This is a genomic window from Xanthomonas sp. NCPPB 3005, assembly GCF_041228095.2.
GTDB lineage: Bacteria > Pseudomonadota > Gammaproteobacteria > Xanthomonadales > Xanthomonadaceae > Xanthomonas_A > Xanthomonas_A bonasiae.
The window spans coordinates 3,894,282-3,918,071 of record NZ_CP166096.2; the positions used below are offsets into that span (position 1 = coordinate 3,894,282).

Genomic DNA, 23,790 nt, shown 5'->3' on the forward strand with positions numbered 1-23,790 from the left:
TCCTGCCCGCCGCATCGATAACGGTCCGCACGCCGTTGCTACGCTGAGGCGGTGACCGATGCGGTGACGGCGCCAGTCCAGCACGCTGCGCATGGCCATATCGCCGCAGCATCGGCTCGGCGACGACCCATACAGGAGCTTTTGCGATGACCTTGTCCGTTGCCGGCCGCTTGCTTCGATCCCCGCGCACGCTCACCGAACCCGCGCAACTGACGCTGGCACGCATCGATGGCGGCACGCAGTGGTTCGAATGGGCGAGCGGGTCCGCGCAACGTTACGATTTCGCGGACGAGCGCAGCCTGCTCGATGACGTGCAGCAAGGCTTGCACGGCACCTCCATGCTGTGGCTGCCGCGGATCGGCCTGCAGGTCGGGCCGGCCAAGCTGCTGACGTTGGCCCTCCATGAGCTCGCCCTGATCCATAACGCCGAAAGCCTAGGCGACAGCGAGGCGCTGGCGCGCCGGGTGCGAGACGTGCTGGCCGCACACGACCTGGTGACCAATGCCGAGTTGGCTTCCGCCGATGCGTTCCTGGCCGAACTCGGGGTGGCGACGGCGCCGTTGCTGCAGGGGTTGGACTTCGACGACCGCATGGCCGTGTGGCGCCTGGCGGCGGCGGACCCACAACCGGCCGCGCGCGCCGTCAGCCGTCGCGAAGCCGCCGATTTCGCGCTGGCGCGGGCCCGGTCTGCATTGGAATTCTGCGACTACTACCGCTATTACCTGCAGTCCGCCGCCGATGGCCGCAGCGCCGCCGCACGCCGACAGGCCACCACCGAAGCGCTGGACACGCTGTTGCCCGCGTTGTTCGATGCGCTTGGCGGGCCAAGGTTCGACGGCTCGCCCACGGTGGACGAGCTGCCGCGCGCGCTCCACAGCTACCTGGCGACGGGGCGCGCGATCGGCTTCCCGCGCCTGTCGCTGGCCGCGCAACAAATCGCAGGCCAGGTTCCCGGCCTCGGTGGCGACCCCGATCGTCTCCGTCGCAGCGTCGCGTCCGTGCTGCAGGCAGCGCAGGCGTTGCTGGGCAACGCTTCGCTGCAGCCAGGACGCTTGGGCCAGGACGGCAGCAGCCTGCAGTGGCTGGCCCAAGACGGGGACCGCCGCGTGCTGTTGCAGTTCACTGGCGACGTCCTGACGATCGCCGATCTCGCCGACGCCGTGGACGCGGCCGCCAAGGCACCGTCGCGACGCTCCCAGCCAAGCCCGGCAGCCGCTGCGCCGCCGGTTCGCGAGGCAAGCGCGAACGCCGAGCGACACCTCGAACAGGCGCAGCAGCAGGTGGACGAGGCGCTGCGCATCGCCGAGCGTCTCATCGCAGAAGCCGAGGCCGTGGCGGCAGCTGCCATCCGCCAAGCCAACGAGGCCGCCGACGCCGCCTTGGCCGCGGCGAATGCCGCGACCAACGGCTCCTCCAGGAGGTAGTTCCGCTGCCCGCGCTACGCACCGTGGCGATGGCCGGCGGCGCCGGCGCCGCGCGGGTGCAAGGCGTCACCGCGCACGATCGCGTCCGGCGCCAACAACACGTGCGAGCGTGCCGCGCAGCCGTGCCGGCCGCTTACAGCGGCGTCAGCCGCCACAAACCGTAGGGATTGGCGAACAGGTCGCCGGGCTGGAACTGCGTGCTGGGTTCGGCGTCGAGCCGGTAGCGCGGCGCGTCCTCCGCCACGGCGAAGGTGTGGCCCTCGCGCATCTCCGGCGCTTCGGTGAACAGATACCAGGTGAAGGTGTGCAGCAGCGCGACCGGGTCGTCTGCCGCCTGCGCCGCGACGATCGCGTCCTTCATGCCGAAATGGTGCATGCCGCAGGAATGGACCTGCTCGCCGGTGAGGTTCAACACATAGGCGCGATGGGCGCTGAAAAAGCCCAGGTCCGCGCACAGCTGGCGCCACGCCCCCGGACCGTGCGCGACGCCGCTGCTCTCGACCTTCACTCCCAGGCCGCCCGCATCCAGCAACCCTTGGGCCGCCAGCATCATCGCCTCGGCGCGCGCCCGGGAACCGCCAGCGCCGATCAGGTACACGACCGAGGCATGCGCGTGGATGCGCGCCATGTCGTCGGAATCGAACCAATGCGGCCCGGCGGCAGCGAACGCGTCCGCCATGCGTGGGTCGCGCGGCTCGTATTGCAGTTCGAAGGCGTCGCCGCTTTCCGTGTGCAGCAGGACCCGCCCGGCAAAAAGGTAACCGCCGCTGTCGCGGACGATGCGCGCAACCAGATCCGAGCGGTCCTGCCATGGGCCGGGAATGCACAACACGATTTTCGGGATGTCGATCAAGGTGGCGGCTCCTTGCCGTCAGGTAGCGGATACGCGCGAGCGGAATGGCCGCTGCAGCGAAACGGGTACGGCAGCGCTGGCCGCAGGCCACACCATACTCAGGTCAGCGGCGTCATCACGCCCTTGCGGTAGGCCGGACGCAGTTGCAGGCGCCGGTACCAGTCCTGCAGGTGCGGCAGCGCCGGCCGGTCGATCGGCATCTCGAACCAGGCGTAGGCGAAGCTGCCCAGCGGGATGTCGCCCATCGCGAACTGCGCGCCCGACAGCCACGGCTGCTGCGCCAGCGCCGCATCGGCCATGCCCAGCAATTCGCCGCAACGCGCCAATGCGGCGGCGATCTTAGCCTCGTCGCGCGCTTCGGGCGCGGTGCGCAGCGTGCCCCAGAACAGATCGCGGAAGGGACCGGCGAAGGTCGACGTGGTCCAGTCCATCCACTTGTCGCCGAGCGCGCGCGCGGCCGGATCTTCAGGGTACAGCGTGCCCTGCGCATAGCGCGCGGCCAGGTAGCGCACGATGGCGTTGGATTCCCACAGCGCCAGGCCGTGGTCCTCGATCGCCGGCACCAGGCCGTTGGGATTCAATGCGCGGTAGGCCGGATCGGCGGTCTTGCCGAACGCGCCGCCGACCTCGATCGACTCGTACGCCACGCCGATTTCCTCGGCGCACCACAGCACTTTGCGCACGTTGCTCGAATTGTGTCGGCCCCAGATCTTCAGCATGACGGCGCTCCTGTCGCGAGCGCCAATTCTATGCTGCCGCATCCGCCGCTGCGATGCCGATGCGTGCGAGTGCGGCGGTCGTGCCGCCGCCGCAATGGCGCGGATTCAGCCTTGGCGGCCAGCGCGGCATCGGCAATCCCGCGCCATCGCTATGCGCAGGCACCGTTGCGGCCGTGCCCGCCCCTGCACGCGGCAAGCGCAGGCGCGCTCAGTCGAACTGCAGCACGAAACCGCCGCGCGCCGGCAACGCCACCTCGACGTTTTGCGTCGGCCCCACTTCGATACGCCGGCTGGCCAGCCCCAGCGGGCCGTCGCCATCGACGATCAGGCGTGCACCACGGCCGGCCACCCCCAGCTCCGCCAGGTTCAGGCGCAGCGTGCGCGGTTGCGCGTCGGCATTGATGCCGGCCACGTACCAGCGCGTGCCGCCGCGCCGCGCGAACACCGCGAAGCGCCCGGGATAGCCGTCCACATAGCGGCTGTCGTCCCACACCGAGGGCAGTTCGCGTAGCAGCGCCTGCACTTCCGGCGCGGCCTTTTCCAGATTCTCTGGCGTCTCGGCGTAATGCTGGATGCCGGACACGAACAGCACCGTCTCGGCCAGCTCGAAACCCGGCGTGGTGCGGCGCTGCACCTTGTCGTTGAGCTTGACCAGGGCCAGCGGGGTGAAGTCCATCGGGTCGAACACGTTGCGCGCGAACGGCAGCATCGCCGCATGCGCCGGCACCTGGTCGGCATTGACCTGCTCGAAGGTGGCGAATTCCAGCCCGCGCACCGCCTCCATCGTCATCAGGTCCGGCCAGGTGCGCTGCCAGCCGCGCGGCAAGGTGGCGCCATGGAAGTTGAGCATCAGCCCGTACGGCGCGGCGTCCTGCATGATGTCCAGGTAGTAGCCGATCATCGACTGCCCGTCGCCGCCGAAGAAGTCGATCTTCACCCCGGCCACGCCCATCGCCTTGAGCCGTTCGAACTCGCGGATGCGGCTGGCGTGGGTCAGCATGCGGTCGCGCGGGGTCTGCGGCGCGTCGTTCCAGCTGCCGGCCGAGTTGTACCAGAGCAGGATGGCCACCTGCTTGCCGCGCGCGTAGTCGATCAGCTCGCGCAGCTTGTCCTCGCCGATCTGCGTGTCCCACAGGGCGTCGATCAAGGTGTAGCGCCAGCCCATGCGCGCGGCGAAGTCGATGTAGCGCTTCTGCACGGCGAAGGTGGTGGCGCCATCGCCGAGCAGCGGCCAGCTCCACGACGCCTTGCCCGGCTGCGGCGGCGCGACCGGCGCTGCCGCGGGCGGATCGGCCAGGTCGGTGCCGAGCGTGGACTCGGCGATGGTCTTCAGGCTGCCGACCGCGACGATGCGCCACGGCGAGCGCCACGGCAGCGCGAAGCGCGGATTCGCGGCGCCGCCGGGCAGCACCTCGCGCGGATCGGGCATGCCGATCGCGTACTCGCCGGGCACGTCGGCGACATCGCGCAGGCGGCTGCCGGCATGGCCGCGGCCGAGCGAGCCCTCGCTGAGCAGGACCCAGTCCGCCGCATGGCGGAACAGGGCCGGATACACCCAGCCGGCCGCGAGCGGCGACGGCGTGCCGACGCCGATGTCCTGCAGGTAGTACTCCTCGTAGGAGGGATTGGTCCTGCCGAATCCGGTCTTGGCCGGCGACATCGGCTGCAGCCAGGCGCGCGTGGCGGCGGCGAAGCGGAACGTGGTGGCGTCCTCGCGCAGCTCGCGGATCGTCGGGTCGCGCTGCGGGAAGTCGTAGCGGAATGCGACGCCGTCGTCGGAGACCTGGAATTCGATCTGCAGGCGCTCGCCGTTGGCGCCGCGCCAGGAGAACACCCGGCGGTTGGCGCGGTAGTCGTTGATGCGCCGCTTGCCGGTGAGCAGTTCGTAACGGTCGTGCACCGTCGCGACGGGCGACACCTCGAGCAGGCGCAGGCCCTTGGAGAAATCGGCATCGTCGCGGACCAGGCCCAGGCGCGAGCGCAGCAGCACCTCGCGCCCGTCGCGCAGCACGCGGTAGTGCGCGGTGCCGGCCTCGTCCAGGCTCAGCTGAGCGCGCAGCGTCGCGTCCGGACTGGCCACCTCGCCGACCATGCGCTCGGCGGCCGGCGCCGGCAGCGCGCACAGCAACGCGCATGCCGCGACGAGGACCGCCGACGCCATGCGCCAGCGGCTCAGAACTGCGGATTCTTTTCCCATACCGGCCTCGCTCGGCAATAGACCGCATAGCGCTCGTGGGCGATGCGGTAGAACGGCACCAGGGTCAGCGGGCCCTGCAGTCCGTCGGCCTCGAACACCAGTTCCTGGCCCTCGCGCTTGCGCGCCCACAGCTGTTCCGGCGCGAAATACACCGCCGGCAACTGGCGGCCGACGATCCTGTTCAACGACGGCCGCTGGTCGGACACGTGCAGCTGCGCCGGATCGATGCCGTCGCTGCCCAGTTGCGCGGCCAGCACCAGCGGGCCGTACATCATCGCCTGCAGGCTGGGTTCGTCGGGCAGCGGCGCGGCGTGCAGCGCCATCGGCAGGTCCAGTTCGATGCGGTCGCCGTCGGCGAAACGGCGCTCCAGCGCCAGATAGCTGCCCGGGGTCGCCTTGACCGCCTGCGCCTTGCCGTTGATGCGCAGGCGCACGCCCTGCGTGGCCCAGTACGGGATGCGCAGGCGCAGCGTCATCTGCTGCGCGCGCTTGCACTGGAACTCGAGCGCGGTGCCTTCCTGCTGCGGGAAGCGCGTGCGCTGGACCACGCGCATGCCGCGCTCTGGCCAGTCCAGCTGCGAGGCGATGAACAGGTTGACGGTGAGGCCGGCATCGTCGCGGAAGTAGATGCTGTCGTTGCTCTTGGCGAACTCCTCCACGCCGGTGCCGGTGCAGCACCAGAACGAAGCGAACGGGGTGTTGTAGAGCTTCCAGTACCCGGCATCCATCGGCACGAAATACATCATCATGCCGGCCTCGTCCTGGGTGCCCAGGCGCGCGTTGAACAGCACGCGCTCGTAGTAATCCATCAGCGCCGCGTCCGGCTGCCAGGTGTACAGGTGCCGGGTCAGCTTGAGCATGTTGTAGCTGCAGCAGCACTCGTGGCTGTGCCCGCTCAGGCGCCCGGCGAAGTGGTCCGGCTTGCCGAACATCTCGAAGTCGCTGGTGCCGCCGGTGCAATAGGCATGGTGGCCGCTGACGGTGCGCCAGAAGAATTCGGCGATCTGGCGCTGGCGCGGCTCGCCGCCGATCTCGTAGGCGCGCGCGGCGGCGACGATCTTCGGGATCTGGGTGTTGGCATGCAACCCGGCCAGCGCGTCGCGGCCCTGCGCCAGCGGCTCTAGCAGCGATGCCTGCTCGTAGCGCGCGGCCCAGCGCCGGTACTTGTCGTCGCCGCTGAGCAGGTACAGCTCCAGCAGCGACTCGTGCACGCCGCCGAACTCCACGCCGAGGATGCGCTGCCACTGCGCGTCGTCGAAGCCGTCCATCCACGCGCCCAGCCAGTCGGCGAAGCGCTGCGCGGTGCGCAGCGCCTGTGCGTTGCCGGCATGGCGGGCCATGTCCAGGTGCCCGGCGAGGATCTTGTGCGCGGTGTAGATCGGCACCCACACCTCCTCGCGGCGGCCGAGCCGGTCGTAGAACGAGGACGGGTATGCGCCGAGGTAGCCGTCCGCGCGCTGGCAGCGCGCCAGCTCGGCGACCAGCGCATCCGCCTTGTCCTTCAGCGCCGCGTCGCCGGTCGCCGCGTACAGCAGCGCGCAGGCCGACAGATAGTGGCCACCGGAGAAATGCCCGCGGATTTCGCAGTGCGGCGATTCCCAGCCGCCCAGCGGCTCGGCGTGCGAGTCCAGTCCTGCGGCAAGCCGGAAATTGTGCAGCAGGCGATCGTTGGGAATCGACATCAGGTAACGGCGGTCGCGCTCGCGCGCCTGCAGGAACGGGCCGTCGAGCAGTTGCACCTGGCCCATCGCGAACGGCTGCTCGCGCAATTGCACCGCTGGCTGCCGTTTCGCGGCGGCCGGCGCAGCCGATGGCGTCACGGCCAGCGCCTCGCCCTGCGCCAGCACACCCAGCGCGGCCAGCGAGGCGCCGCCGTAGTGCAGGAAATCGCGCCGTGTGCAGGCCAGGCCCGCCTCTTCATGCTCCGTCATGCGTCCGCTCCCGAATCCGGCGTGCGCCGGGTCAACAAGCGCTGCAGCAGGCAGAACACCAGCAGCAGCGCGCCGATCACGATGCGTGTCCACCACGAGCTGAGCGTGCCGTCGAACACGATCAGGGTCTGGATCACGCCCAGGATCAGCACGCCGAACAGCGTGCCGATCACGTAGCCGCTGCCGCCGGCCAGCAAGGTGCCGCCGATCACCACCGCGGCGATCGCATCCAGTTCCAGGCCCAACGCATGCAGGCTGTAACCGGACAGCATGTAGAACGTGCACACCACCCCGGCCAGCGCCGAGCAGAACCCGCTGAAGGCGTAGACCTTGACCTGGGTCGCGGCCACCGGCAGGCCCATCAGCCGCGCCGAGGCTTCGCTGCCGCCCAGCGCGTACACGCCGCGGCCGAAACGCGTGCTGTGCGCCAGCCACATGCCCAGCGCCACCGTGGCCAGCGCGATCAGCGCGCCGATCGACAGCGAGGCGCCGGCGCCGATCGGCACGCGGAACTGGGCGATGGCCACGTACAGCGCATCGTCGATCGGGATCGAATCGACGCTGATCAGGTAGCTGGCGCCGCGCGCCAGGAACATGCCGGCCAGGGTCACCACGAACGGCTGCAGCCGATAGCGCTGGATCAGCATGCCCATGAACGCGCCGAACAGCGCACCGAGCAGCAGCACCAGCGGGATCGCCGCCAGCGGCGACCAGCCGTGGTGCTGCACCAGCGACGCCGACAGCACCGTGGTGAAGGCGATCACCGCGCCCACCGACAGGTCGATGCCGCCGCTCAGGATCACGAACGTCATGCCGACCGCGGCGATGCACAGGAAGGCGTTGTCGATCAGCAGATTGGCGAACACCTGCGGCGACAGGAAGCCGTCGTAGAGCGCGCCGCCGGCGCCGGCCATGGCCACGAACAGGGCCACGGTGATCGCCAGCGGCAGGCGCGCGCCGTGCAGCAGCGTGCCGGCGCGGCGCAGGCCGCGCGCGTTCTGGACCGGTACGCCGGCTGCGCTCATCGCCCCGCTCCCGGCTCGGGACGCCGCACCCAGCCGCGCACGCTGGCGCGGAACTGCGGCGATTGCAGCAGCATCACCGCGAACACCAGCAGCGCCTTGATCAGCATGTTGACCTGCGCCGGCACGCCGATCGCGTAGATCGTCGCGGTCAGGGTCTGGATGATCAGCGCGCCGATCAGGCTGCCGGCCAGGCTGAAGCGGCCGCCGTCGAGCAGCGTGCCGCCCAGCGTCACCGCCAGGATCGCGTCCAGTTCCATCAGCTGGCCGGCGTTGTTGGCGTCGGCGCTCTTGACGTTGGAACTGATCAGCAGCCCGGCCAGGCCGGCGCTGAACGCGCAGAACACGTACAGCAGCACCGCGATCAGCCGCGCCTTGACCCCGGCCACCCGCGCCGCGCGCGGGTTGTGCCCGATCGCGCGCACGAACAGGCCCAGCGCGGTGCGCCCGAGCAGCAGTTGCAACACCACGAACACCGCGGCCACCACGAACAGCGCGAACGGCAGGCCGAGCAGGAAGCCGTTGCCGAGGTAGAAGTACGGCGGGTAGTAGATGGTCAGGATCTGGCCGTCGCCGATCAGCTGCGCCACGCCGCGTCCGGCCACCATCAGGATCAGCGTGGCGATGATCGGCTGCATGCCGACCTTGACCACCAGCAGGCCGTTCCACAGCCCGCACGCGGCGGCGACCAACAACGGCGCCACGATCACCGCCCACAGCGGAAAGCGGCTGTGCTCGCCGCCGCCGATCATCCATGCCGCCACCGTCGCGGCGATCGCCACCACCGCGCCGACCGAGATGTCCAGGCCGCGCACCGCGATCACCAGGGTCATGCCCAGCGCCACCAATGCCAGCGGCGCGGCGCGGTTGCCAATGTCCACCAGGTTGCCGTACAGGTGCCCGTCGCGCCATTGCAGCGCCAGGAAACCGGGATTCCACAGGCCGTTGCCGAGCAGCAGCAGCGCCAGCGTTGCCAGCGGCCAGAACAGCGGGTGGGCGGCGATGCGCGCCGGCAGCCGCGGCGCGCTGGGCGATCGGGTGGCCGCCGCGCTCATGCCGCCGCGCTCCCGGCAATCAGGTCGAACACCGCGCGCTCGCCGCAGCCGCCGGGCAGTTCGCCGACCAGGCGGCGTTCGCGCAGCACCGCGATGCGGTCGGCGATGCGCTCGATCTCGGCGACCTCGGCGGAAATGAACAGCACCGCCATGCCCTCGCGGGCCAGCGCCAGGATCCGGGTCATGATGTCCTGCTTGGCGGCGATGTCGATGCCGCGGGTGGGTTCGTCGAGGATCAGCAGTCGCGGCCGCGTCGCCAGCCAGCGCGCCAGCACCACTTTCTGCTGGTTGCCGCCGGACAGCAGGCCGACCGGCGTCTCCACGCTGGCGGTCTTGATGCCCAGCGCGTCCACGTAGCCCTGCGCGATGCGCACCTGCTCGGCCAGCGGCAGGAACCGGCGCAGGCCCATGCGCGCCTGCAGCGCCAGCACGATGTTCTCGCGCACCGACAGCTCGGCGACGATGCCGTCGGTCTTGCGCTCTTCCGGGCACAGCGCCAGGCCGTGGCGGATCGCGTCGGGTGGGCCGCGCAGCGCCACGTCATGGCCGTCGATGGAGACGCGGCCGCAATCGGCGCGGTCCAGGCCGAACAGCAGCCGCGCCAGTTCGGTGCGGCCGGCGCCGAGCAGGCCGGCCAGGCCCAGCACCTGGCCGCGGCGCAGCTGCAGGTCGATCGGGTGCAGCTGGCCGCGCCGGCCCAGGCCCTGCGCCTGCAGCAGCACCGGCGCGGCTTCGGGCGGCGCGGCGTCCACCGCCGCCGCGGCCGCGGCGGCCACGTCCAGTTCGCGCCCGACCATCGCCGCGATCAGCCGCGGCGCCGGCAGGTCCGCGGCCAGGTATTCGCCGACCAGGCGGCCGTTGCGCAGCACGCTGATGCGGTCGGACACCGCGTACACCTGGTCGAGGAAATGGGTCACGAACAGGATCGCCATGCCCTGCTCGCGCAGGCCGCGCATCACCCGGAACAGTTCGGCGACCTCGCCTTCGTCGAGGCTGGAGGTGGGTTCGTCGAGGATCAGCACCCGCGCCGACACGCTCAGCGCGCGTGCGATCGCCACCATCTGCTGCACCGCCACCGGATAGGCGGACAGCGCGCGGCGCACGTCGATGTCCACGCCCAGCCGCTGCAGGCACTCGCGCGCCTCGCCCTCGACCCGGCGCCAGTCGATGCGCCGCGGCCAGCCCTTCAACGGATAGCGGCCGGCGAAGATGTTCTCGGCCACCGACAGGTTCGGGCACAGGTTCACTTCCTGGTACACGGTGCTGATGCCCAGCTGCTGCGCCTGCAGCGGCGAGTTCGGCGCAATCGCGTCGCCGCCCAGCGCCATGCGCCCGGCATCGGCGGCGACCGCGCCGGTCAGCAGTTTGATCAGGGTCGATTTGCCGGCGCCGTTCTGGCCCATCAGCGCGTGGATCTCGCCGCGGCGCAGGCACAGCGCCACGTCGTCCAGCGCGGCGACGCCGGCGTAGGCCTTGCTCAGTCCCTGCGCGTGCAGCACCACCGGCGTCATCGGCAGGCTCCGTCAGTACTTGCGCTTGGGCAGCTCGGCGGCGGCCTGCTCCTGGGTGTAGACCGATTCCTCGACCACGATGCGCTTGGGCAACGCCTTGCCGGCCTTGACGTCGCGGATCGCCTGCACCAGTTGCGGGCCGAGCAGCGGATTGCATTCCACGGTGACGTTGAGCTTGCCGGCCTGCATCGCCTCGAACGCGCCCTTCACCCCGTCGATGGAGATCACCAGGATGTCCTTGCCCGGCTTCAGCCCGGCTTCCTCGATCGCCTGGATCGCGCCGATCGCCATGTCGTCGTTGTGCGCGTACAGCACGTCGATGTTGCGCCCTTCCGACTTCAGGAACGCCTCCATCACTTCCTTGCCCTTGGCGCGGGTGAAGTCGCCGCTCTGCGAGCGCACCACCTGGAAGCGCGGGTTGGCCGCGATGATCTCCTTGAAGCCCTTCATCCGGTCGATCGCCGGCGCCGAACCCACCGTGCCCTGCAGTTCGACGATGCGCACCGGCTTGTCGCCATCCTTCAACGGCGACTGTTCGAGCAGCCAGCGCCCGGCCTTGCGTCCTTCCTCGACGAAATCCGAACCGATCAGCGTGGTGTACAGGCTGTCGTCGGACACCTTGACCGCGCGGTCGGTCAGCACCACCGGGATGTTCGCCGCCTTGGCTTCGCGCAGCACGGTTTCCCAGCCGGATTCGACCACTGGCGAGAACGCGATCACGTCCACGCGCTGGGCGATGAACGAGCGCAGCGCCTTGATCTGGTTCTCCTGCTTCTGCTGCGCGTCGGAGAATTTCAGCTTCATCCCCGCCTGCTCGATCGCCTGCTTGACCGAGGCGGTATTGGCGGTGCGCCACTCGCTCTCGGCGCCGACCTGGCTGAAGCCCACGGTGATCTGGCCCGGCTTGCCGGCCGCATCCTTGCCGCCGCCGGAACACGCACTCAACGCCGCGCCCAGCAGTACCGCCATCCCCAGCACCGCCGCACGCACACCTGACTTCTGCATAACCCCTCCTCGTTCGTTGCACGCTGGCGGTCGCGCGGCGTTCGGGCCGCGGCGGCCGCCCACCCTCCCAGGCAGGCGCGCGAATGGATCGATCAGTTCATCCCGCGAATGTATAGGCCGTCTTGACCGTCGTATAGAACTCCACCGCATAGCGGCCCTGCTCGCGCGGGCCATAGCTGGAGGCCTTGCGCCCGCCGAACGGCACGTGCGGATCGACCCCGGCGGTCGGCAGGTTGACCATCACCATGCCGGCCTGCGCGTGCCGCTTGAAATGCGTGGCGTGCTGCAGCGAGCGCGTGGCGATGCCGGCGCACAGGCCGAATTCGGTGTCGTTGGCCAGCGCCAGCGCGTGCTCGTAGTCGTCGGCCGGCATCACCGCCGCGACCGGGCCGAACACTTCCTCGCGCGCGATGCGGTGCTGCGGCTGCGCGGCGATCAGCGCCGGGCGCATGTAGTGGCCCTGGTGCTCGCATTCCAGTGCGTCGCCGCCGTACACCAGCTCGGCGCCTTCTTCCTGGGCGATGCGCACGTAGTCGCGGTCCTGCGCGAACTGGCTGGCGCTGGCAACCGGGCCGATATCGATGCCCGGGGTCAGCGCATGGCCGATCTTCAGCGTGGCCAGGCGCTTGCTCACGCGCGCGACGAAGTCGTCGTAGACCGCGCGCTCCACGATCAGGCGGCTGGACGCGGTGCAGCGCTGGCCGGTGGAGAAGTAGGCGCCGTTGACCGCGATCTCCACCGCCAGGTCCAGGTCCGCATCGGCCAGCACCACCAGCGGATTCTTGCCGCCCATTTCCAGCTGGATCTTCAAGCCGCGCGCGGCGGCCTGCTTGAGCAGGTGGTTGCCGGTGGGCACCGAGCCGGTGAAGCTCAGCGCATCGATGCCGCGGTCCTCGACCAGCGCCTGGCCGACGGTGCGGCCGCTGCCGATCACCAGGTTGAACGCGCCGCTGGGCAGGCCGGCGCGGCTGAGAATCTCGGCCAGCGCCCAGGCGCAGCCGGGCACGATCTCGGCCGGCTTGAACACCACGGTGTTGCCGTAGGCCAGCGCCGGGGCGATCTTCCACGCCGGGATCGCCAGCGGGAAATTCCACGGCGCGATGATGCCGACCGTGCCGACCGGCTCGCGGGTGATCTCCACGTCCACTCCGGGGCGGGTGGAGGCGAGCTTTTCGCCGGGAATGCGCAGCGCCTCGCCGGCGAAGAACTTGAAGATCTGCCCGGCGCGCGCGGCCTCGCCGATGCTCTCCGGCAGAGTCTTGCCTTCTTCGGACGCCAGCAGAGTGCCCAGTTCCTGCTTGCGCGCCAGGATCTCGCTGCCGACGAAGTCGAGTGCGTCGGCGCGCTGCTGCGGCGTGCTCGCCGCCCACTTGGCCTGCGCCGCGTTGGCCGCGGCGATCGCGCCGCGCACCGCGTCGGCGTCGACGCTGCCGACCTCGCCGACCGGCGCGGACAGGTCGGATGGGTTCTCGTCCGCTGCGATGTCGCTGCCGGCCACCCACTGGCCGTCGATATAGCTCTGGAAACGTTGGCTCATGCCGTTCTCCTGTTCGGTTACAGCGCGCGCACGCCGCCCAGTTCGAACCCGGCCGACACCCGCTGCAGCGGATTGACCAGGGCCGCGCCCAGCTCCGGCAGTTCGATCTCGAAGCGGTCGCCCGGCTCGGCCTGCACGCCGTCGGCGAAGCTCAGCGTGGCGGTGCCGAAGAAGTGCAGGTGCACGTCGCCGGGCACGCGATGCGCGGCGTACTTGAAATGGTGGTATTCCAGATTGGCCAGCGAATGGCACATGTTGGCCTCGCCGGTGACGAAGGGCTTCTCCCAGATCACCGCATCGCCGCGGCGGATGCGGCTGCTGCCGCGCAGGTCGCGCGGCAGTTCGCCGCTGCGCAGCTCCGGCCCGACCGCGCAGGCGCGCAGCTTGGAATGGGCCAGGTACAGATAGTTCTGGCGCTCGGTGACGTGGTCGGAGAACTCGTTGCCCAGCGCGAAGCCGAGCCGGTACGGCACGCCGTCGGCGCCGATCACGTACAGCCCGACCAACTCCGGCTCCTCGCCGCCGTCCAGCGCGAAATCCGGCGACGGCAGCGGTGCGCCCGGCGCGACCAGGATGCTGCCGTCGCCCTTGTAGAACCATTCCGGCTGCGCGCCGGGCTGGCCGTCGCGCGGGATGCCGCCTTCCACGCCGAGCTGGAAGATCTTCATCGAATCGGTGAGCGTGCCCTGGTCGGCCTGCTGCTGCAGGTTCTGGTGCATCGCGTCGCGGGTGGCGGCGCTGCCCAGGTGGGTCAGGCCGGTGCCGGTGACGCGGCAGTGCGCCGGGTCCGGATGGGTCAGCGGCGACAGCACGCGGTGGTTCGCCAGCAGTTCGGCGTAGTCGAGCACGATGTCGCCGAGTTGATGCGTGGCGTAGTCGTCCAGGCCGAGGCCGGCGGCGAGCGCGGCGTTGGCCAGCGCATAGGTCGAGCCGACTTCGCGCAGCAGGCGCACCTGGGTGCCGTCCGCCGCCACCGCGCCCACGCTGGGGACGCCGGACTCGTCGAGCAGTTGGATCAATCGCATGAATCGGTCGCCTGTCGGAATACGAAAGAGCCGCGCGGCAGCACAGACCGCCGGTGCCGCGGATGCGGTTCTATTCTGGCCGGATGACCTATATGCAACAAATATCGTTTTTGGCTTAATGTATACGAACATTCATATGCATAGGGCCGCCATGCCTGCCGCCACGCCCTGGTTCGTCCGCGCCCGCCTGAAGACCCGGCAATTGATGCTGCTGCTGGCGATCGAGGAGGAAGGCAACATCCATCGCGCCGCCGAGACCTTGAACATGTCGCAGCCGGCCGCGTCCAAGCTGCTCAAGGACCTGGAGGACATGATGGAGGTGCCGCTGTTCGAGCGGCTGCCGCGCGGCATGCGCCCGACCTGGTACGGCGAGGCGATGATCCGCCACGCGCGCATCGCCCTGTCCAGCCTGGGCGAGGCCGGCGCCGAGATCGAGGCGTTGAAGGCCGGCTATTTCGGCAGCGTCAGCGTCGGCGCCATCGCCGGGCCGGCGATGACCCTGCTGCCGGCGGCGCTGGCCCAGGTCACCGAACAGCATCCGCTGCTGCGCGTGGCGCTACGCGTGGACGGCAGCGACGTGCTGCTGGAGCAACTGGCGCAGAACAAGCTCGACATCGTGGTGGCGCGGCTGTTCGCGCGCCACGACAAGCGCAACCTGCACTACCAGGCGCTGGCCGAGGAAGAGGTGTGCGCGATCGCCCGCCCCGGCCACCCGATCCTGGCGATGCCGCAGCCGGCGCTGCGCGAACTGGCCGACGCCGGCTGGATCGTGCCGCCGGACGGCAGCGTGCTGCGCCACCGCTTCGAGCTGATGTTCCAGAACGCCGGGCTGGAGCCGCCGAAGCGGGTGGTGGAGACCTCGGCGCTGGTGGTGCTGCCGCAGTTGCTGCGCCTGGGCGACTACCTGGCGGTGGTGCCGGTGGACGTGGCCCGGCATTTCGCCGACCACGGCAGCGTGGCGATCGTGCCGGTGGAGCTGTCGTGCCGGATGGACGCGTTCGGCATCATCACCCGCACCGACTGGCTGCTGTCGCCCGGCGCGCGGATCATGCTGCAGGCCCTGCAGGCGGCCGCCGGGCCGGTGTATGGCTACGTCGCGCCGGCCGAGGATGCGGTGGCGCCGGCGGATGCGCGAACCGAAGGATGAGGTCGGGGCTGAAGCCCCTCCTACAGTGCACCCAGCCGGTCAACCGCACGCCCCTGTAGGAGCGGCTTCAGCCGCGACCGAACGCAGCGGTAGACATTCCGTCCGCGGACACCGTCGGTGCTGAAGCCCCTCCCACAGTGCACCCAGCCGACCAACCGCAAGCCCCTGTAGGAGCGGCTTCAGCCCCGACCGAACGCAGCGGTAGACATTCCGTCTGCGGACACCGTCGGGGCTGAAGCCCCTTCCACAGTACACCCAGCCGACCAACTGCAAGCCCCTGTAGGAGCGGCTTCAGCCCCGCCCGAACGCAGTGGTAAACATTCCGTCCGCGCACACCGTCGGGGCTGAAGCCCCTCCCACAGTGCACCCAGCCGACCAACCGCAACCCCCTGTAGGAGCGGCTTCAGCCGCGACCGAACGCAGCCGCAGCCCATGCGCGCCGCCAAACCATCGGAGCCGAAGCCCTCCCACCCTGCAACCCGCCAGGCAGTCGCGACCATCTTGTGGGAGCGACTTCAGTCGCGACGAGCGGAGCCTGGAAGCGCGACCGTTTCAACGATCGGCGGAGCCAAGCTCCCCCGACATGCCAGCGATGCACCCGCTCGCTCAGGTCCACCCACCATCCACCACGAACTCCTGCGCGGTGATCGCACGCGATTCGTCCGAGGCCAGGAACAGCGCCATGCGCGCGATGTCCTCCGGCATCACCTTGTCCGGCAGGCACTGGTTGCGCGCCAGTTCGCGCTCGCCGGCCTCGTCCAGCCACAGCGTGACCTGGCGTTCGGTCATCACCCAGCCCGGGGTCAGCACGTTGACCCGGATCCGCGCCGCGCCCAGTTCGCGCGCCAGGCCGCGGGTCAGCCCGTTCACCGACGACTTGGCGGTCGCGTAGACCGGATAGCCACCGGTCTTGGTCTGCCAGCCAGTGGAACCGAGATTGACGATCGAACCGCCACCGAGCCGCTTCATGCCCGGCACCGCCGCCTGGATCGCGAAGAACGCGGCACGCTGGTTGATCGCCACGCAACGCTCCCAGTACTCCGGGGTCACCGCGTCCAGCGCGTGCCGGTCGTCGCTGCCGACGTTGTTGAGCAGCACGTGGAAATCGCCCAGCTCGGCGGCAGCCTCGCCCAGCGCCGCCTGCAGCGCGGCCACGTCGGTGACGTCGCAACGGCGCCACCACGGCCTGGCCAGGCCGGCCGCGGCCAAGCGCTCGGCCAACGCCGCACTGGCCTCGGCGGCCACGTCGACGAAGGCGACCTGCGCGCCCTGCCCGGCGAAGGCCTCGACCAGCGCCGCGCCGATGCCCGACCCGCCGCCGGTGATGAAGACGCGGCGTCCGTGCAGGCTGCCGTAGGTTGCGTTGCCGGTGCCGGGAATCGCCGCGCTTGCCGTGTTGTCCATGCCGTTTCGCTCTAGGTGGATGAGATTTTGATATATGAAAACAAATATCCATAGTCAGATATTTGTTATTTTTCATGTATCAATATGCCCGCTAGCATCGCCGACGTAAAGCACCCGGGGCGACGCCGCGCAGGCACCGATCCGGGCCGATCAGGTCTCGAGGATTCCGCCAGCATGGGCTCACCCACCAAACCGGTCCGCCGCAGCCAGGCGTGGTTCGGTCGCGAAGGCAAGCAGGGTTTCTACTACCGCAGCTGGCTCAAGAGCGCGGGCCACCCGCACGACATGTTCGACGGGCGCCCGGTGATCGGCATCTGCAACACCTGGTCGGAGCTGACCCCGTGCAACGGCCACCTGCGCGAGCTGGCCGAGCACGTCAAACGCGGCGTCTACGAGGCCGGCGGCTTCCCGCTGGAATTCCCGGTGATGTCGCTGGGCGAGACGCAGATGCTGCCCACCGCGATGCTGTTCCGCAATCTGGCCAGCATGGACGTGGAGGAATCGATCCGCGCCAATCCGCTCGACGGCGTGGTGCTGCTGATGGGCTGCGACAAGACCACCCCGTCGCTGCTGATGGGCGCGGCCAGCGTGGACCTGCCGACCATCGGCCTGTCCGGCGGCCCGTCGCTGTCCGGCAATTGGCGCGGGCAGCCGCTGGGTTCGGGCACCGGGGTGATCCAGATGTCGGAGATGGTCCGCGCCGGCACCCTGAGCCAGGACGAGTTCGTCGAGGCCGAGGCCTGCATGCAGCGCTCCAAGGGCAGCTGCATGACCATGGGCACCGCCTCGACGATGGCCAGCATGGTCGAAGCGCTGGGCATCTCGCTGCCGGAGAACGCGGCGATTCCCGCGGTCGATGCGCGCCGCGCGCGGCTGGCGCGGCTCAGCGGCCGGCGCATCGTGCAGATGGTCGAGGAAGACCTGCGCATGTCGCAGGTGCTGACCCGCTCCGCGTTCGCGAACGCGATCAAGGTCAACGCGGCGATCGGCGGCTCCACCAACGCGGTGATCCACCTGCTCGCCATCGCAGGGCGCCTGGGCGTGCCGCTGAGCCTGGACGACTGGGACCAGCTGGGGTCGCGGCTGCCGTGCCTGGTAAACCTGAAGCCGTCCGGCCAGTACCTGATGGAAGATTTCTACTACGCCGGCGGCTTGCCGGCGGTGATGCGCGAACTCGGCGCCGAGCTGGACCTGGACGCGCGCACCGTCAACGGCCGCACCCTCGGCGAGAACGTGGCCGACGCGCCGTGCTGGAACCGCGAGGTGATCCATGCGCTGGACACGCCGTTCCGCGAACAGGCCGGCATCGCCGTGCTGCGCGGCAACCTGGCCCCGGACGGCGCGGTGATCAAGCCCTCGGCCGCCTCGCCGCACCTGCTGCGGCACCGCGGCCGCGCGGTGGTGTTCGAAAGCATCGAGGACATGAAGGCGCGCATCGACGACGAAGCGCTGGACATCGATGCCGACTGCATCATGGTGCTGAAGAACTGCGGCCCGCGCGGCTACCCGGGCATGGCCGAGGTCGGCAACATGCCGCTGCCGCCGAAACTGCTGCGCGCCGGCGTCACCGACATGGTGCGCATCTCCGATGCGCGCATGAGCGGCACCGCCTACGGCACCGTGGTCCTGCACGCCTCGCCCGAAGCCGCCACCGGCGGCACCCTGGCGCTGGTGCGCGACGGCGACATCATCGAACTCGACGTGCCCGGGCGCTCGCTGCACCTGGAGGTCAGCGACGAGGAACTGCTGCGCCGGCGCAGCGAATGGACGCCGCTGCCGACGCCGCTACGCGGCTGGAGCAAGCTGTACGTGGAGCACGTGCAGCAGGCGCACCTGGGCGCGGACCTGGATTTCCTGGTCGGCGGCAGCGGCGCCGACGTGGCGCGCGATTCGCACTAGCGCCGCGCTGTTGTAGGAGCGGCTTCAGCCGCGACAGGCCTTACCGACAGCGCCTGTCGCGGCTGAAGCCGCTCCTACAAAAATCGATATCCGGCACAGCCCTGGCCGCATGCCATCAGGCTTCTCCGCGAAAGCCCTGTCCAAGGATCGGACACGCAGCCCGTCACCGAAACGTCATCCGCAGCCTCTAGCCTGCGCCGCATCCAAGGGGCAAGGCAGGTCGGTGGCGGCACATCCCAAGCGCGCGTGGGCGCGCATGTTCGCGGAACATGGTCCGGTGCTGCGCGGCTTCTTCGTGCGTCGCGGCGCCAACGAGGATGCCGAGGACATGGTGCAGGAAACCTATCTGCGCCTGCTGCGCGCGCACCAGCACCAGGGCGAGGCGATCGCCAATCCCGAGGCCTACCTGTACACGGTGGCGCTGAACCTGGCGCGCGAACAGGCCGCGCGGCGCAAGCAGGCGCCGCTGCGCATCGACGAGATGGAGCAGTTTTCGCAATTGCTGGCCGCAGGGGACGACGTGGAAGACACGGCACAGCGACAGCAGCGGCAACAGCGCCTGCAGGCCCTGCTGGCCGGCTTGCCCGAACGCACCCGTGCGGTGCTGGTGATGCAGTACCGCGACGGCCTCAGCTACAAGCAGATCGCCGAACGCATGGGCGTGTCCGCGCACATGGTCAAGAAGCACGTGGTGCGCGGGCTGTCGGCGTGCCGGCGGGCGCTGGCCGAGAGCGGAGAAAGCTGGTGAACGAGGCCGCCTTCCCGCCGCGCAGCGCCACTGCCGAGGCCGCGCACTGGCATGCCCTGCAACGCATGCAGGCGCTGGACGCGAGCCAGCAGGCGCAGCTCATGGACTGGCTGACCGCATCGCCGCTGCACCTGCGCGAATACATGGCGGTGCTGCGGGTGGCCGGCGAACTGGGCGAGGCCATGCGCGGCATGGACCTGGACGTGGACGCGCTGCTCGACGCCGACCGTCGCGCCGACACCGACGCGCCGCCGCGCAACGTGATCGCGCTGCCGCTGCCGCAACGGCCGCCGCGCCCCGCCGCGCAGATGCCCCGCGCCGCAGGCCGGCGTGCGCGCCTGCGCGGCTGGGGCACGGGCCTGGCCGCGGCGCTGTGCGGCGTGGCGGTGCTGGCCGCCTGGGCCTGGCCGCGCACCACGACCTACAGCACCGCGCACGGCGAACAGCGCAGCGTGCAGCTGGCCGATCGCAGCACCGTGCACCTCAACGCGCAAAGCGCGCTGCGCGCGACGATGACTCCGTGGAGCCGGCGCCTGCAGCTGCTGCATGGCCAGGCCAGCTTCGTGGTCGCGCCGGATCGGCGCCCGCTGCAGGTGCTGGCCGGCACGCTGCGGGTCGAGGACATCGGCACCACCTTCGATATCGCCCTGTACCGGCAGCAGGCACGCATCGACGTGGCCGAGGGCCGCGTGCACGTATGGCGCGCCGATCGCCCGCGGCAGCCGATGCTGGCCGATCTCGGCGCCGGGCAGAGCGCGCGCATCGACGCTGGCAGCGGCCGGGTCGAACTGGCCAGCGAGGACGTCGCCGCGATGCATGCCTGGTGGCAACGCCGCATCGTGTTCCGCGACGAACCGCTGGCCAACGTCGCCGAGGATTTCAACCGGCTCAACCGCACCCGCCTGCTGATCGACGACACCGCCGCCGGCGCGATGCGCCTGACCGGCAACCTGCGCGGCGATGACATCGCCTCGTTGCGCGCGTTCCTCGCCGACCAACCGACGTTGCGCGTCACCGTCAGCGCCGATGCGATCCGCGTCGGCAGCCACGCCGCGCCGCGACCGGTCGCACGCTGACTGCGGCGTCAGTCGCCGAACGCGGCGACCGTCGTCTGCGCGCCTGGCCAGATCGCTACGCAACCGCGAGCGCCGCGGCACTACGCGTGCAGACGCGCCACCCACCACCGCCCAGCGCGCACCCGGTCGTGGTGCGAGGTTCGTTCGCGCGCGCGCGACCAGCGGAGAAAACGACCGATCGCCCTCGCCCCCACGCACGTGTCACAGAAAATTCATCGAAAAGCGGTGCCCGATCGTCGCTGTCGATCCTCGTAGTCCAGGCACAACGCAGCATTCCGCCCTTGCGGCAGCGCTGCGCCCCACCTTCCGCTCCCACTGGACAACGACGATGCGCCGCACCCTGTTCCTTTCCATCGCCCTCGCCCTGCATGCCGGTACCGCCGGCGCCCAGACCACGTCCGTCGCGGTCGATGCGATTCCCGCACAGCCGTTGGCGCGCGCGCTCAACACCCTGTCGCGGCAGAGCGGACTGCAGTTCGTCTATGCCGCGGGCGTGGCCGGCAATCCGCAGACCCGCGGCACCAGCGCCGGCGCCACGCCGGAACAGGCCCTGCGGCAATTGCTCGACGGCACCGGCCTGCGCTACCGCTATCTCAACCCGACCACGGTGACGATCGAAGCCGCAGGCGCAGAGGCCGACGCGGCGCAGGCGGCACCGCCAGCGGCATCCGCCGCAATGCCGGCCGCCGCGCCCACGGCGGACGCGCCGGTGAAGGAACTGGACCGCATCCAGGTGCTGGGCAGCTACGCCGGCAGCCTCAGCGCCGCGCTGCGCGAGAAGCGCTACGCCGACAGCGTGGTCGACGTGATCGCCGCCGAGGACATCGGCAAGCTGCCGGCGCAGAACGTGGCCGAAGCGCTGCAGCGCGTGCCCGGCGTGTCGATCGTGCGCGACCGCGGCGAAGGCGTGTACGTGCGCGTGCGCGGCCTGGGCCCGAACTTCCAGGTCACCACGCTCAACGGCCAGACCATGGCGGTCAACGAGAACGTGCGCACTTCCGGCCAGACCGGCCGCCAGTTCCGCTACGACACCCTGCCGGCCGAACTGGTGTCCGGCCTGGAGGTGATCAAGAGTCCCACCGCCGACCTGGACGAAGGTGCGATCGGCGGCATCGTCAACGTGCGCACGTTCCGTCCGCTGGAACTGGGCAAGACCCTGACCAACCTATCGCTGGAATCGAGCCAGGCGCAGCGCACCCACGCCAACGATCCGCGCGTGTCCGGCCTGTTCAACTGGGTCAACGCCGACGGCAGCTTCGGCATGCTGATCTCCGGCGCCTACGCGCAGCGCAGCCTGCGCCAGGACCGGGTCAACGAAGTGAGCTGGGACTACTACCCCAACGGCGTGCCGGGCGCGCCCGGCGCCTATTACGCGCCGACCGGCCTGCGTCCGACGCTGGAACTGGAGCAGCGCGAGCGCACCGGCGTGGCCGCCTCGCTGCAGTGGAAACCGAGCGCGGCATGGGAGACCAACCTGGACCTGCTCTACGCCAAGCAGACCGTGCACTACGACGAGTACAGCATGGGCGTGGGCTTCGACAGCCTGGCGAAGATGAGCAACATTCGCGTCGAGCACGGCGGCATCACCGGTTTCGACTACCGCAACGGCCAGGTGCAGATCTCGCGCGAGACCTCCGGCATCACCGACGACAACCGCAGCGCGCGCCTGTCCAGCACCTGGAGCGGCGATCGCTGGACGCTGGGCGCGGTAGCGTTCCACTCGCAGGCGCACAGCTACGATTCGGACCCGATCCGGCGCACCCGCCTGCGCAGCGGCACCAATCTGTCGATGCGCGTGGAGATGCCGCAGGCCGACGGCGACAACGTGCCCGACTGGAGCTTCACCAACGGCTTCGATCCGAACAACCCGTCCACCGTGGCCGGACGGCGCCTGGAATGGCGCGAGATCGACGCGCGCGACAAGGAGGACGCGCTGCAGTTCGACGCCAAGCGCGCGCTCGACGGCGACTTCTTCCGCGACCTCAAGGCCGGCGCAAAATACCGCCAGCGCTCGCGCAGCTACGACCGCGCCGATCTGCTGCTCAACAGCATCGCCGGCGTGCGTTTCCCGGCCGGCAACTTCACCGCGCTGCCGGTGGACGACATGCTCGCCGACGCCAACGGCAACCTGCCGCGGCAATGGCTGGCGCCGATCGAATCCACCTTCTGGGGCAACTGGCCGACCGCCGCGGACCTGGCCAACACGCCCAACAGCGCCGACCTGCAGAACTCCTATGAAGTGAAGGAAAAGATCGGCTCGGCCTACGCCATGGCCGATTTCGGCAGCGACCTGGCCGGCCGCGCCCTGCGCGGCAATCTCGGCGTGCGCCTGGTGCGCACCGAACAGACCACCGACGGCCACGCAGACGTCAACGGCACCGCGCAGCCAGTGCATTTCGAGCGCAGCTACAACAACGTGCTGCCCTCGTTCAACGCCGCCTGGGACGTGCGCGAGGACATGGTGCTGCGCGGCTCTGCGGCCAAGGTCATTACGCGCCCCGACCTCACCGACCTGTCGTCCAAGCTCACCTTCAACTCCAGCGGCGAGATCCTCACCGCCAGCGGCGGCAATCCCGGGCTCAAGCCGTTCGAGGCGTGGCAGTACGACCTGACCTTCGAGTGGTACATCGACGGCACCTCGGCGCTGACCGGCGGCGTGTTCTACAAGGACATCTCCAGCTTCATCCAGACCCAGATGTCGAACCTGGTCTACCAGGGCCAGACCTATCTGCTGTCGTCCAAGACCAACGGCAGCGAGGCCAAGGTCAAGGGCGCCGAAGTGGCCTACCAGCAGGTGTTCGCCGGCCTGCCGGCGCCGCTGGACGGACTGGGCATGCAGCTCAACTACACCTGGACCGACAGCGAGGCCAGCTACCGCGACGGCACCCGCACCTTCACCGACAGCCTGGAAGGCGTGGCCAGGAACACCTACAACGCGGTGCTGTTCTACGAGAAGGGACCGCTGATGGCGCGGGTCAGCTACGGCTGGAGCGACGACATCCTCAACGCGGTCGGCACCGCCAACGTCGCCACGCTCAACAGCGACCAGTTCGGCAGCCTGGACGCGAACGTGGCCTACAATGTCAACGACAGCCTGTCGGTGTTCGTCAACGCGATCAACCTCACCGGCGAAGTGCAGCGCCAGTACGTCGGCGACCACCTGTTCGGCGGCTACACCGACTACGGCCGCACCTGGTCGGTCGGCCTGCGCGCACGATTCTGAGCCGAGCCCGCGCG

Annotated in this window: 17 protein-coding genes; 6 read left to right on the forward strand and 11 right to left on the reverse strand. The window is 69.9% G+C overall.

Translation table 11 applies throughout. The features are described from left to right. The first annotated feature begins 146 nt into the window (after positions 1 to 146). Positions 147 to 1,424: a hypothetical protein gene (locus AB8810_RS16780; RefSeq protein WP_369914290.1), complete on the forward strand. Its 1,278-nt coding sequence runs from the start codon at positions 147 to 149 to the stop codon at positions 1,422 to 1,424. 133 nt (positions 1,425 to 1,557) lie between these two features. Here the strand turns inward: AB8810_RS16780 and AB8810_RS16785 are convergent, their stop codons facing one another. The 10 genes from AB8810_RS16785 to araD1 form a co-directional block, all read right to left on the reverse strand. Further along, the gene (locus tag AB8810_RS16785; RefSeq protein ID WP_369914291.1) at positions 1,558 to 2,277 is read right to left on the reverse strand and encodes a hypothetical protein; all 720 of its coding nucleotides are present in this window, start codon (positions 2,275 to 2,277) and stop codon (positions 1,558 to 1,560) included. A gap of 98 nt (positions 2,278 to 2,375) precedes the next feature. Then, entirely contained in the window at positions 2,376 to 2,996 is a 621-nt protein-coding gene (locus AB8810_RS16790; RefSeq protein ID WP_369914292.1) for a glutathione S-transferase family protein, read from the reverse strand. A 208-nt stretch (positions 2,997 to 3,204) separates the two neighbouring features. After that, positions 3,205 to 5,157, reverse strand: coding sequence for a glycoside hydrolase family 97 catalytic domain-containing protein (locus AB8810_RS16795; RefSeq protein WP_369914293.1), 1,953 nt, complete (start codon positions 5,155 to 5,157; stop codon positions 3,205 to 3,207). An 11-nt stretch (positions 5,158 to 5,168) separates the two neighbouring features. Continuing rightward, on the reverse strand, positions 5,169 to 7,124 hold the full coding sequence (locus AB8810_RS16800; RefSeq protein WP_369914294.1) for a beta-L-arabinofuranosidase domain-containing protein: 1,956 nt from the start codon (positions 7,122 to 7,124) through the stop codon (positions 5,169 to 5,171). After that, positions 7,121 to 8,149, reverse strand: a complete 1,029-nt coding sequence (yjfF, locus tag AB8810_RS16805) for a galactofuranose ABC transporter, permease protein YjfF (protein ID WP_369914295.1) — start codon at positions 8,147 to 8,149, stop codon at positions 7,121 to 7,123. The genes AB8810_RS16800 and yjfF overlap by 4 nt, the downstream gene beginning before the upstream one ends. Continuing rightward, positions 8,146 to 9,201 (reverse strand): ABC transporter permease, encoded by a 1,056-nt coding sequence (locus tag AB8810_RS16810; protein WP_179570831.1) that lies wholly within the window; start codon positions 9,199 to 9,201, stop codon positions 8,146 to 8,148. Before AB8810_RS16810 ends, yjfF begins: the two co-directional genes overlap by 4 nt. Then, positions 9,198 to 10,712 (reverse strand): sugar ABC transporter ATP-binding protein, encoded by a 1,515-nt coding sequence (locus tag AB8810_RS16815; RefSeq protein ID WP_191824892.1) that lies wholly within the window; start codon positions 10,710 to 10,712, stop codon positions 9,198 to 9,200. The genes AB8810_RS16810 and AB8810_RS16815 overlap by 4 nt, the downstream gene beginning before the upstream one ends. Positions 10,713 to 10,724: 12 nt before the next feature. Next, positions 10,725 to 11,717, reverse strand: coding sequence for an ABC transporter substrate-binding protein (locus AB8810_RS16820; protein WP_369914296.1), 993 nt, complete (start codon positions 11,715 to 11,717; stop codon positions 10,725 to 10,727). Positions 11,718 to 11,814: 97 nt separating this feature from the next. Next, positions 11,815 to 13,254 (reverse strand): aldehyde dehydrogenase family protein, encoded by a 1,440-nt coding sequence (locus tag AB8810_RS16825; protein WP_369914297.1) that lies wholly within the window; start codon positions 13,252 to 13,254, stop codon positions 11,815 to 11,817. Between the two features lie 17 nt (positions 13,255 to 13,271). Further along, positions 13,272 to 14,279, reverse strand: a complete 1,008-nt coding sequence (gene araD1 / locus AB8810_RS16830; RefSeq protein ID WP_369914298.1) for an AraD1 family protein — start codon at positions 14,277 to 14,279, stop codon at positions 13,272 to 13,274. Between the two features lie 151 nt (positions 14,280 to 14,430). Here araD1 and AB8810_RS16835 point away from each other — a divergent pair, with 151 nt between their 5' ends. After that, positions 14,431 to 15,426, forward strand: a complete 996-nt coding sequence (locus tag AB8810_RS16835; RefSeq protein ID WP_206229867.1) for a LysR substrate-binding domain-containing protein — start codon at positions 14,431 to 14,433, stop codon at positions 15,424 to 15,426. Between the two features lie 606 nt (positions 15,427 to 16,032). Here AB8810_RS16835 and AB8810_RS16840 read toward each other — a convergent pair. Beyond that, positions 16,033 to 16,830, reverse strand: a complete 798-nt coding sequence (locus AB8810_RS16840; RefSeq protein WP_369914299.1) for an SDR family NAD(P)-dependent oxidoreductase — start codon at positions 16,828 to 16,830, stop codon at positions 16,033 to 16,035. Between the two features lie 174 nt (positions 16,831 to 17,004). Between AB8810_RS16840 and AB8810_RS16845 the strand changes: the two genes are divergently transcribed. The 4 genes from AB8810_RS16845 to AB8810_RS16860 all read left to right on the forward strand — a co-directional run bounded on the left by AB8810_RS16845 (position 17,005) and on the right by AB8810_RS16860 (position 23,776). Further along, positions 17,005 to 18,729 (forward strand): IlvD/Edd family dehydratase, encoded by a 1,725-nt coding sequence (locus AB8810_RS16845; RefSeq protein ID WP_369914300.1) that lies wholly within the window; start codon positions 17,005 to 17,007, stop codon positions 18,727 to 18,729. Between the two features lie 223 nt (positions 18,730 to 18,952). Continuing rightward, positions 18,953 to 19,477, forward strand: coding sequence for an RNA polymerase sigma factor (locus tag AB8810_RS16850; protein ID WP_179570823.1), 525 nt, complete (start codon positions 18,953 to 18,955; stop codon positions 19,475 to 19,477). Positions 19,478 to 19,542: 65 nt separating this feature from the next. Continuing rightward, positions 19,543 to 20,553, forward strand: a complete 1,011-nt coding sequence (locus AB8810_RS16855) for a FecR family protein (RefSeq protein ID WP_369916681.1) — start codon at positions 19,543 to 19,545, stop codon at positions 20,551 to 20,553. 328 nt (positions 20,554 to 20,881) lie between these two features. Further along, positions 20,882 to 23,776 carry a TonB-dependent receptor gene (locus AB8810_RS16860; RefSeq protein ID WP_369914304.1) on the forward strand — a complete coding sequence of 965 codons (2,895 nt, stop codon included), beginning with the start codon at positions 20,882 to 20,884 and terminating at the stop codon, positions 23,774 to 23,776. The last annotated feature ends 14 nt before the right edge of the window (positions 23,777 to 23,790 follow it).